Here is an 11910-nt window from a genome sequence, read left to right on the forward strand (position 1 = left end):
TACAACAAACATCTAACCTAACAAAAAATGAAAATCACAGAAAACAGGTGGCAACCGATACGGTGCCTGTTGATGGTTCCTGTCACTTCGCTGCTATTTACTGCTGGTCAACAGGCAATCGCCCAACAGAAACTGCCGCTCACGCAAGCGATCAAACAGATCGAACAGCGTTTTAATGCCAATTTGAGCTACGAGCATAACCTGTTGAATGGAAAAACTGTAGACCCAGAAATGCTGAAAGGAAATCGTCTGGAAGAAGTTCTTAAAAAAGTACTTTACCCCAACCAGTTGGTATTTCTTTATGTAGATGACAGGTCTTATTCAATTGTTCGTCGCGCTACGGAGGATCGCGAAGCCAGCCCTGTAAAGTATGGAGCCGATAATGAATTGATGGACCGGGTCGCTGGAACCGTACTTTCCACAGGAGGTAAACCTATACCCTTAGCCAGTGTATGGGTAAAAGACACGCGTAAAGGTGCAAAAAGTGATGAAAATGGCCGCTTTCTGATTTACGATATCAAACCAACGGATATTATTATGATCACGGCTGTTGGCTATGAAAGTACGGCCTTAACAGCTGGAAATCGTAACCAGATTACATGTACCCTGGAGGAAAAAAATCACATGTTGGAAGAGGCGGTGATTTCTACAGGTTATCAAAAGATTTCAAAAGAAAGGGCTACGGGTTCGGTTTCTCTGATCACGGCCAAAGAATTGGAAAAAATTCCCTCTGCCAATCTGATTCAACGCTTGGAAGGTCAGGTTCCCGGTGTACAGGTTTCAATTGGAACAGGCGATCGTACCTTTACCTATAATAACAATCAGTTGGGTATTTACTCAAGCACAAGAACAATAGGCCAGAATGATTATGGACTGACTGTTCGCGGAGTCGGTTCAATTGATAGCGATACTGAAAAATCACCTTTGATCGTTATCGACGGTGCTATTTCCAGTATTGATTTGGCAATGCTCAATCCGAATGATGTAGACAATATAACCGTCTTGAAAGATGCTGCAGCAGCATCAATCTATGGCGTTCGTGCAGCCAATGGGGTTATTGTGGTGACAACGAAAAAAGGGTCAGTCACCGGTGTGCCAAGGATCAACTTTTCCATGAATACCACTTTTTCGGGGAAACCCGATTTAGGTTATCTGCGTACGATGAACAGCGCACAGATGATCGATTATCAAGAGGAACTGGTGGCTAAGAATATTCTGAATGGTAATAATATTGCAACCAATCTGTACAGCTATAGTACCTATTATCCAGGCGAGGTTGCGGCGGCGGCGATTCGATTGAAAAATGGTCAGATGACGCAGGCTGCTTATGATGCCCTGGTGAATCCACTAAAATCCATCGATAATCGGTCGCAGATTCAACAGTATCTGTTGCGCCCCATGAACAGTCAGCAATACAATTTGTCGATCAGTAACGGAACAGAAAATAACAACTATTTTTATTCAGCATCTTATGCGAATGAAAACCCGTATACCAAAGGAGAAAATGGGAAAAGGTTGACTTTAAGCCTAAACAACAATTGGAAGTTATTTAAGATTGCGACCCTGTCAACTAGTATCCGGGAGACTTTCTTCCGCAATAAACAAAATGGAATCGGTCTTTCTCAGATTTACGATACGGGCGGGTCTACACTGTTACCTTATCAATTACTGGCAGACGAGAGCGGCAATGGCATTGCCTACGATCGGCTGACACCGGGATTTACCGATGTCCTTGGGCCGGCCTATAAGGACTGGCGGTACAATTATCTCCAGGAATTGGAGCAGATGGATCGCATGCTCAAAAACAATAATTATTCGGCTGTGATCAACTTAGCTGTACCCATCTATAAAGGACTGAAGGGAGCGGTGATGTATTCCAATGAGCGATCTTTCGGCAATAACCGAATTTACAATGGCGAGGATTCTTACGCCAACCGGTCGCTGTTGAATCGCTTTACACCCATCGGAGCGTCGACAAATAGTATTGGTATCAACAAAGGCGGTATCTATAATATCATCAATACCGATGTCAACAATTATACCGTTAGGGGACAGTTGAGCTACGACGCTTTAATTGGACGGAAACACGATATCTCAGCAATAGCAGGATCGGAGATCAGGCAGACGGAAACAGGGCAAGGTAATATCACCTATTACGGCTATAATATGCAGACGGGATTTAATACCGCGGTAAGCTATTTGCCTAATGCCTATCCAAGTATACAGGGATTCAATGAAAGCCTTTCCGGAGCACCGCAGCAAGCGGATAGGAGGCGTCGTTTCCTTTCTTATTTTTCGAATGCTGCCTATACCTATGATGGTCGCTTTACATTTTCCGGTAGCGTCCGTTACGATGACTATAACAACTTTGGTCTCGACCGGAGCTTTCGTGCAACGCCTTTATGGTCGAGCGGATTTAAATGGAATGTGCGAAAAGAATCTTTTATGAACAACCTGCATTGGCTGAATCAATTGGGCTTTAGGGCAACCTATGGTGTGAATGGTAACATCACACAAGATGTGCGTCCCTTTACCTACATCTCGCTTGATGACGCTTCACGTAACCCAACAGCGCAGCCAGCGGCAAGCATCATCGCTATTGCCAATCCGCAGTTGCGCTGGGAAAAAACTTATGTGACCAATCTGGGACTGGATTTTGGTTTATTGGACAATCGCTTAAACGGTACATTGGATTATTATGTGAAAAAAGGACGTGATCTACTGTATGGTTTTCCGATCGCGGCACCATATGTAGGTACGATAAACGCTGGCTCGCTCAAACGGAATACGGCAACCATGAGTGGACGTGGGATTGACCTTGGGTTGAATGGCGTTTTGTTACGTAGTGCAGACTGGCAATGGGACATGACAGCCAATTTCTCCTACAATACCAATAAAATAACCGATAACCGTTTTGATCCGGCAGATATCTCAACATTTACCTACTCGTATACACCTATAGGGATTAGTTACCTGAAGGGATACCCCAGCGATAAACTCTTTGCATTTCGCCATGCTGGGCTGGATGCCAACGGATTGACACAGATCTACAATAAAGAGGGGGAAGTCGTTTCTGTTAAGCAGACCTTAACAAGTGTGGATGATCTCAAATATATGGGCCGTACTGTAGCACCGTATTTTGGAAGTCTTAAAACGAATCTGCGTTATAAACAATGGTCGTTCTATGCCTTGATGACTTATCAGTTTGGAAGTGTATTTATGAAACCGAGTATTGAGTCGTACATGACACCGAGTCGTGGTTTTACCCTGCCTAAATTTGATTTAAGTGCCGATATTGCCAATCGCTGGCGACAAGCAGGGGATGAGGCTACCACGAATATACCTGCAGTAACAGCCGATATTTATGGGCAGTATAGTTTGTACCGCTACACCTATTCGGATATCAATGTACTCAAAGGTGACTATATCCGTCTACGGGAAGTTTCTCTAAGCTATGCTTTGCCTAAAGATTTCTTAAAAAGGATGAAAATCGAGCAGGTGAGCCTGACGGGTTCCGTACGTAATCTGGGATTGATCTGGACAGCAAATAAGGAAGGGATTGACCCGGATTTTGCCAATTATGTAGGCAATACGACCAATCTGCGTCCGGTTCCTTCGTACAACTTTTCAATCAATGTTAACTTCTAATCGCCAAAATCATGAAAATAGCTATAAAACACAGCAGCCGTAAATGGGCAGTAGCGGTAGCCGCATTGAGCATCGGCTTTACCATGACAGGTTGTGAAAAATATGTCGATATAAAAACCCAGGGACAACTGACACCGGGGACAATTGAAAACTATCGTTATCTATTAAATAATACAACCGCTTTGGAAGCTGCACCGACAGTATCGGATATGGCTTCGGATGACCTGGAAATCATCGATGGTTCGCCGCAGCAACTTTCCTTGGCGAACAATGATTTTAATGGTTATTACCGCAGATCGTATCAGTGGGCAGATGATATTTACCCAATTGACAATCAATATCACAAAGATGACAATTGGGGGGCACTTTATAATGCGATCGCATATGCTAACACTGTTATCAGCGAGGTACCTAATGTTTCAGATGGAACTCCTGCTGAAATTAACCAGCTGATTGCGGAGGCAAAGATTCATCGCGCTTCGGCTTACTTGATGTTGGCCAATACGTATGCTAAACCTTACCTGCAGGCAAGTGCGAATACGGATTTGGGTGTACCCTTGGTTTTGCAGCCAACTACAGAAAAGTCGCTCGATAGAGGTACGCTGCAACAGGTATATGATGCTATTTTGACGGATATTGAAACAGCACTGCCTGGCTTGCCGGCACAACAGCAGTTTACAACCTTGCCTTCCAAAGCCTCGGCTTATGGTTTATTGGCGCGCACGTACCTTTATATGAATCGTTATGCGGATGCAGCAAAAGCGGCCGACCAGGCACTTGCGCTTAATGATAAACTGAACGATTTGACCAAGCTGACAACGACGACCATGGTCAATTATCCATTGCGGGTATCCAATCCGGAAATATTGCTGTCTAAAATACCCGTTAATGGAATTACGGCCTACACCACCACGGCGTTACGCTTGAGTAAGGATCTTTTGGGCCTGTTTGATGCCACCGATCAGCGTTATAATTTATTTACGGTGCCGGGTTCAATGATATCAAATTGGGAGGTTTATGATGGACGCTACTTTTACCTGGACTATATCAAGAATGAAGGCCGAAATGTAGGTCCGTCAGTTCCTGAAATGCTATTGATTAAGGCGGAGGCTGCTGCGCGAGACAATCAGCCTGCCGTTGCAATGACATTGGTCAATCGTTTACGCGCCAGTAGAATTCTGCCGGGGTCAACTGTCAATCTCAGCGCGACGGATGCTGAAGATGCATTGGTGAAAGTGATGCAGGAACGCCGTCGTGAGTTTATGTTTCGCATGCTGCGCTGGTGGGATATGCGCCGTCTGAAAGACGACACACGCTTCCAGAAAACTTACACGCGTACATTCGGCGGAAGCACCTTCACATTGGCTCCAAATAGCAACCGCTATGTGTTTCGGATCGCCCAATACGAAATCAATTTAAGTCCCGAAATAGCGCAAAATCCATAAAACCGGGTCAGTAGATCCATTATTGAAAAAGGAAGAATAAGAAATATGAAAAATAGGGTGATGAAAACAACATCTATATTGGCTTGGGCACTGATGAGTTGCTCGGTTGCTTTAGCGCAACAACAGAAACAGCCGCAGATTTTTAGGGTGATACCGGAATTTCCAAAGGAACAGGATACTGTACAGCTCGTATATGATGCTCGGAATACTGTGCTGAAGGATGCCAAAGATATCTCGGCACAGTTAACAGGTTATACCGATTTTAAATGGACGACGACGGACCTCAAGTTTACTAAAAATGATTCGGTATGGACTGCAAAATATATTCTGCCGGCACATTTGGGGCTGATGAATCTTGTTTTTAAATCGGATACTTTGGTAGATAAAGGTGGGGAGCAAACTTATTCTTATATCCTCTCTGCAAACGATAAACGACAGATGTCGGGAGGAATGCTGGGTTGGGGCATGTTGCGCACACCGCATATCGTTGCAGGTGTACCTAATGTGGTGGATACAGCGTCCTACAAATCGGATGAGATACTTCTGATGTGGGTGAAATATGAATTGCAGTATCATCCGGAAAACCGCTTTCGCGTGCTTTATACTGCTGCAAGTGCTTTGAAACACATGAATACGCCAGAGTCCTTGGCTAAGCTCGATAAGGAGCTGAACACCCTGGAACAGATTCCTGATATCAGAGAAGAGGATCTACTTGAAATTTATCGTGTCTATAAGGATATTTTAAAAGATGGACCAAAGACGGAGGCAATCCAACATAAGCTTGTTGCGCAGTTTCCAAATGGTCAATATGTAAAGGATCAGCGTCGCCTGACCGATTTTAATCTGATCCAGAAGGCCAAAACAGACGATGAACGCTTAAAAGCGGCGACGGATTTTATCGATAAACACCCTTACCAGGAAGCTGAAGTTTCTTTTAATGAGGCAAACCGAATCAGTTATATCAGTGCTTACTGGATCATTTCGGTGTATACCAGCATGAAAAAAGATCTGCCGAATTACAGCAAATATATGGCTAAAATAGCACCATACGAAGCACTTTCAAATGTGATCTATCGCTCGTTGTACGTTCCTTATATTGCACAAAAAAGTATGGGACCAGCAGAAATATTGCCCTATGCACGCGTCATTATGGAGCGTTTAAATTATTACAAGGATAATTTTCAGGGTGATAAATACGCGACTTTATACTATGGCAATGCACCATTATTTGCCAAGATATTAGTGGACAATAAGCTTTACGATGAAGCCTTTGTGTATGCCTCGGCAGCTCAAAGTGCGGCAAGCTATAAAAATGCAGACCTGAACGATACCTATGTACGCGTGCTTGAAGGACAAGGGAAAGCAAAAGAATTACAGATGGCGCTAGAGAAAAGCTATGCGATGAATCAGAGTTCGACGTATATGTTGGAGCTGATGAAAAAAAGCTACAGCGCAAGAAACAAATCAGAAAAGGGCTATGAAGAGTATCTTGCTGGTCTGAAAAATGCAGATAAAGGCAAAGAGCTGAAAGAAAAAGTACAGCAACTTTTAATCAATAAGAGTATTGCAGATTTTGAGCTATTGGATCAAAATGGAAAAAAAGTACGCCTTTCTGCCCAAAAAGGAAAAATTGTTGTTTTGGATTTCTGGGCATCGTGGTGTGCACCATGCAAAGGTGCATTTCCGGGAATGAAGCTGGCGGTTGATCATTTCAAAAATGATCCGAATGTAGTCTTTTATTTTATAAATACACAGGAACGTAAATCGGATATGAAAGAATATGTGACCAGCTATATGAAAGAAAATAGTTATCCGTTCACGGTATTGCTGGATGCGGATAGCAAGGCTTCGAAGGCAGCTGGGGTAGGTCCTATTCCGCACAAGATGGTGGTTGGTCCAAATGGTAAACTTCGTTTTTCGGAGGTTGGATATATGGGGAGCACTTCAGAGCTTGCCGATGAAATTATTGAAATGGTCAACGTTTTAAAAGCAGGAAAATAAGGGCATGAAAACAATCAAATCACTGGTATTGGCTGCGCTTGCATTGCTTTTTTATGACCAAACTTCAGCACAATCCATTCAACAGAAAGACGTTGTATTTAAATCAAAAGCAGATAGTATCACGATCGGTGCCACCATTTCCTCGCCTGTCAAGGCGGGGAAATATCCGGCCATTATTATCGCTTCGGGCACCGGACCGCAGGATCGGGATGGCACAATGGCTGGGACAAAGATGTTTGCACGTATTGCCAGTTACCTGACTCCAAAGGGATATGTGGTCTTGCGCATGGATGACCGTGGTGTGGGTAAAACTACGGGCGAATACCGCTATGCGACGACCGCAGATTTTGCACTTGACGTATTGGGCGCACTGCAATTTTTGAAAACAGAAAAGAATGTTGATTTGAGGCATATCGGATTGTTAGGGCATAGCGAAGGGGGAGCTGTTATCTCGATAGCCGCATCACAGAGCAAAGATGTTGCTTTTTTGATCAGCTTATCGGGTTTGGCTTCGAGCGGTCTGGAATCACTTTTTGTCCAGAACGAAAATTTGGTCAATACTTTGCCGATGACCGCAGTGGACAAAAAGAGATCCAATGAAATCAATCGACTGATGTTTGCAACAGCTTTTCAATATGCCAAGTCGGACAGTATGGAGAGTAAGCTCAATGCAGTTTACAATTATTGGAAGCAAAAGGATGACCTCTATTTTAAATCTTTAGGTATTGAACATGATCATTTTCGTTTTCCGATCTGGTCTTATGTGCAGCAGGCTATTGGACCTTGGTACCGCTATTTTGTCAACTACGATCCGCAGATCTTTTTAAGTAAAGTCGACGTACCTATCTTGGCGATTAATGGAAGCAAGGATGTTTTTGTAGATCCGGTCAACTTAAACTATTGGAAACAGTATAGCAGTGCTGGCCAGCAGGGAAAAGTAACGACAATCCTGCTGCCAAATGTAAACCACTTACTGCAACCTTGTCAAACCTGCCTGCCTGCAGAGTACGCAAAACTTGGTGAAATACCCGATAGTACCTTGGAATCAATTGCGAAATGGCTGAATAAAACCGTAAAGTAAAATGAAAAAGACCATGTATACAATGCTGGCTTTGTCGATGATAGGAAACCTAGCCGCCGCCCAGCAGGCTGATAATGTCAAGTCGATTGAACGGATTATTGCTGCCATGAATAAAAAAGATGAAGCGGCTTTGCTGGCGATGATGGATGATAGTGCAACGATCGGTAATCTGCCCAAAATGAATAATCAAGCTGCTGTACCAGATATTTTGGCTAAATTCTCATCCATAAGTTCGTTTCATATAGTCGGTCAGCATAAGCTTGTCAACGGCGATGAGCGGATCCAGCTTGAAGTAACTTATCAGGATGGAAAGCCTGGTAAACCAAGTTTTCTGTTTAATCGTGTCGGAAAGATTATAAATCTTGGTATCATTAAAGGTCGCATGAAAGGTAATCCTGAAAAAGCATTGGCTGATGCGGTTGGGAATGCAGAGCTACCGCAGACAATGGTCGTTCCTTTTAAATTAGTGAATGGCTTGGTCTACCTTGAATCGACGCTCAATGGCACAAAAGGATATTTTCAATTCGATAGTGGCGCTCCAGTAGTCATATTGCGTAAAAAGTTTGTCCCCGCAGAACAGATTCGTGCTGATGTCTCGGTAGATTTCGCAGGGATTGGCGGGCAGATGCAACAGGTGGTCTGGTCAGCGGGCAATCGCCTTCAGATAGGAGGCATTGTACTCAATGGATTGGAGGCTCCAGTTTCTGAAATGGACGATATGCAGCTGGAAGATGGCAGTCCTATCTTTGGTTTGCTGGGCATCGGCGTATTGAAAAACTACCAGTTTACATTAGATTATGGACGGAAGGAGTTATTGCTCGAAAAATTGGACGAACGTGGTGATCTACTTGCGAAGTCAATCGAGAAAGGGCCTCTACTGGCGCAATATCCTTTACGTTTGAAACGGCATATTCCGATTGTGGATATTGCTATTGGCGGAAAGATGTATCCGATGGGAATAGATTGTGGTGCTAATGCCAATGTATTGAAAAAGACATTGGAAACTGAACTAAAACCTTATATTGATTTTGAGGAAGGTGAGGTGGATATCAAAGGGGTGAACGGAACAAGTCAAGGCAATCGTATAGCGTTTCTAACGCATGCGAAAGTAGGTGAGCTGGCTCTGCAGGATATGTATACTGTGATTACAGATCAGGCTATCGGTGGCGGAACAGGTCACGATGCCTTACCGATAGAAGGCTTATTGGGAACTCCGTTTTTAAATCAGTACAAAATGACAGTAAACTTTCATAAGAATACAATCAGTTTTTATTGATATGATCGAATTTTAAAGACAATTATTATTCAATTCTAATCCTAAAGGTGGCCTATTTTAGCGGCCGCCTTTTTTTCATTGCAGGTAACATACATTTAGATACCACACAGGATTTTAATATTTTCATGCGCTTCGCGCTGCTGGCTCAGCTGAATTTGGATCAGGTTTTTGGCCCCAATCGATAGCTTGTTTTCCTCGGCAAGTGCTTTCTCGTAAACCTCGCTAAAAGCCGCCTCACCCCGCTCACATTGCTCCAACAAAGACTGCATCTTACCGCCCGATAGTTTTGATTTGATCACCATCCACAACCTGAATAGTTCGCCACTCAGTTTTGTCCTGTCCGTGGCGTATTGACCGGCAAGTTCCACCAGCGGACTGAGTTCAGCAATAAATTTTTCAGACTGCGCAGCGAGCTGGTTAAAAACAGCCTCCCGGGCACCTTCGCCCTGCTCGTTGGCCAGATCAACAGCCAGCTTATATCCTTCGATGCGGTCGTTGTTGATTTTAATAAGGTCATTTAAAATATTCGGGTCGTTCTGATTACTTTTCATCTTTTCGTTATACTGTTTTTAATCTTGTATACTGTTTTAATCTTATATGCTGTTTTATTCTTGTATGCTGTTTTTAAGAGGAACAAGGAAGATTAATCATTAGTTTGTCTTTATTTCTTTTATGATAATTTGCGGCGGCTTACTGCCTGATTTTGAGCGGACTTATTTCGTGTTTCCTCGCATAGGCTATGTTGCTGACCAGACGGAAAACGTATAACGTAGACTTTATTTTCCTAAAAAAACAAACGTTCTGGCCTATTTAAGAGTTTCTTTCTTAGAAAACAAGACAGAATTTGAACAATAAAGATTAAAAACACGACAGCAATGGATGTAAAAAAGGAAAAGACAAGCAAGCTACAGACCTACTGGACCATACTGAAAAATACAGTATCGGGATTTATGAATGAAGATTCCATGAAATACAGTGCTTCATTATCGTATTATACCGTTTTTTCCATTGGTCCCATATTGGTTTTAATGATCGCACTGGCCGGAATATTTTATGGTGCCGAAGCCATTCAGGGAAAGGTTTTTACCGAACTGAACGGTTTAGTGGGCAATAGCGCCGCCAAACAGATTGAAGAGGTTATTCAGAACCTTCAGCTGTCGGGCAAATCCAATATGGCGCTGGTGATCAGTATAGTGACCCTGATTATCGGGGCAACCACGGTTTTTGGCGATATGCAAAACTCCATCAATAAAATATGGCATGTACGCCCAAAACCAAAAAAGGGCTGGTTAAAACTAATTCAGGACCGGTTGCTATCGTCATCGCTTGTTATTGGCCTGGGCTTCCTGCTGGTAGTCACCTTGATCGTCAACGGCATTATTCTGGCCCTAACCGGGCAGCTGCAGCGCTATTTCCCAGAAATAACAGTCGTGCTGATGAACGTCATTAATTTTGTCATTTCCTTTGTGGTTATTGTCATCCTTTTTAGCGTAATCTTTAAAACCTTGCCCGATGTCAATATTCAATGGAAGACCGTTCGTGCCGGGGCCCTATTTACGGCTATATTATTTGTTATCGGTCGTTACCTGATCGGCATCTATTTAGAACGTTCGGCCACGCAGGATACCTACGGTGCGGCAGGCTCATTTGTGCTTATTTTGCTTTGGGTATATTATACTGCAGCGATTCTCTATTTCGGTGCGATTTTCACCCGCGAATACGCGACAGAGATGGCCATACCGATCGAACCTTCTGAATTCGCAGTCCATGTGGAAACACAGGAAATCGAGCGGAACGTGGATGAAATACCGCCGGCACCACTGGATCCCGAGGAAACCACCATTGATACAACTGAGTAAAATTGCCGTGAACATTTTTTAACATTTGATAACAATTTTTTTTAAACGATTCCAGCTGCTGGCTGTTCTATCTATAAAAAACGAAAGGAAAATATTATGAGTGAATTAACATGGAAAGGTCGTTGGAACGAAATTAAAGGTAAGGTAAAACAGCAATACGCTGACCTTACAGATGATGATTTACTATATGCAGAAGGCAAAGAAGATGAGTTGGTAGGTAAACTTCAAAAGAAAACAGGTAAAACACAAGATGAGGTGAATAGCTGGTTGAACGGTTTGTAGAATAGTGTTTTCAGGTTAAAGGCGGATAGCAGCAATGTTATCCGCCTTTTTTTATGCCTTTTTTCTGTAAATCAGATAGCTGCCTAACAGACACAGGTTTACGAGAACAGCAAAGCTGTTTGAATAGATAATGGGCGCCTCGCTTTTCATTACCCCGTACCACACCCATAGGGCAAGTCCTATGATTAAGGTTAACAGCATAACAGGAGAAAGGTCATCCACATTCTTTTCTTTCAATACCTTGATCAGCTGCGGCAGCATCGAAATGGAGGTCAGAATCCCCGCAATAATTCCCAATAAGTTTTCGTTGATCATAAG

9 protein-coding genes are annotated in these 11910 nt (G+C 43.2%); 7 read left to right on the top strand and 2 right to left on the bottom strand.

What is annotated here, in order from left to right; genetic code table 11:
- The first annotated feature begins 27 nt into the window (after nucleotides 1-27).
- From BGP15_RS25460 to BGP15_RS25480, 5 genes are read left to right on the top strand one after another with little or no spacing between them, the layout of a single operon-like run.
- Nucleotides 28-3648 (top strand): SusC/RagA family TonB-linked outer membrane protein, encoded by a 3621-nt coding sequence (locus tag BGP15_RS25460; protein ID WP_286771060.1) that lies wholly within the window; start codon nucleotides 28-30, stop codon nucleotides 3646-3648.
- Between the two features lie 11 nt (nucleotides 3649-3659).
- On the top strand, nucleotides 3660-5093 hold the full coding sequence (locus BGP15_RS25465) for a RagB/SusD family nutrient uptake outer membrane protein (protein WP_286771061.1): 1434 nt from the start codon (nucleotides 3660-3662) through the stop codon (nucleotides 5091-5093).
- 60 nt (nucleotides 5094-5153) lie between these two features.
- Nucleotides 5154-7094 (top strand): peroxiredoxin family protein, encoded by a 1941-nt coding sequence (locus tag BGP15_RS25470; RefSeq protein WP_286771062.1) that lies wholly within the window; start codon nucleotides 5154-5156, stop codon nucleotides 7092-7094.
- A 4-nt stretch (nucleotides 7095-7098) separates the two neighbouring features.
- A complete protein-coding gene (locus BGP15_RS25475) occupies nucleotides 7099-8175 on the top strand; it encodes an alpha/beta hydrolase family protein (RefSeq protein WP_286771063.1) in 1077 nt (358 codons plus the stop codon).
- Nucleotide 8176: 1 nt separating this feature from the next.
- On the top strand, nucleotides 8177-9451 hold the full coding sequence (locus BGP15_RS25480) for an aspartyl protease family protein (RefSeq protein ID WP_286771064.1): 1275 nt from the start codon (nucleotides 8177-8179) through the stop codon (nucleotides 9449-9451).
- 95 nt (nucleotides 9452-9546) lie between these two features.
- Here the strand turns inward: BGP15_RS25480 and BGP15_RS25485 are convergent, their stop codons facing one another.
- Nucleotides 9547-10002: a PA2169 family four-helix-bundle protein gene (locus BGP15_RS25485; RefSeq protein WP_286771065.1), complete on the bottom strand. Its 456-nt coding sequence runs from the start codon at nucleotides 10000-10002 to the stop codon at nucleotides 9547-9549.
- Nucleotides 10003-10326: 324 nt separating this feature from the next.
- On the opposite strand from BGP15_RS25485, the gene BGP15_RS25490 reads away from it, so the two are divergent.
- Complete coding sequence (locus tag BGP15_RS25490) at nucleotides 10327-11310, top strand: YihY/virulence factor BrkB family protein (protein ID WP_286771066.1); 984 nt, start codon at nucleotides 10327-10329, stop codon at nucleotides 11308-11310.
- A gap of 96 nt (nucleotides 11311-11406) precedes the next feature.
- On the top strand, nucleotides 11407-11592 hold the full coding sequence (locus BGP15_RS25495; RefSeq protein ID WP_046675215.1) for a CsbD family protein: 186 nt from the start codon (nucleotides 11407-11409) through the stop codon (nucleotides 11590-11592).
- Nucleotides 11593-11643: 51 nt separating this feature from the next.
- On the opposite strand, the gene BGP15_RS25500 is transcribed toward BGP15_RS25495, so the two are convergent.
- Nucleotides 11644-11907 carry a SemiSWEET transporter gene (locus BGP15_RS25500; protein ID WP_286771067.1) on the bottom strand — a complete coding sequence of 88 codons (264 nt, stop codon included), beginning with the start codon at nucleotides 11905-11907 and terminating at the stop codon, nucleotides 11644-11646.
- Nucleotides 11908-11910: the final 3 nt, after the last annotated feature.

Source organism: Sphingobacterium sp. 40-24, from assembly GCF_001899705.1.
In the GTDB taxonomy this organism is placed as follows: Bacteria; Bacteroidota; Bacteroidia; order Sphingobacteriales; family Sphingobacteriaceae; genus Sphingobacterium; species Sphingobacterium multivorum.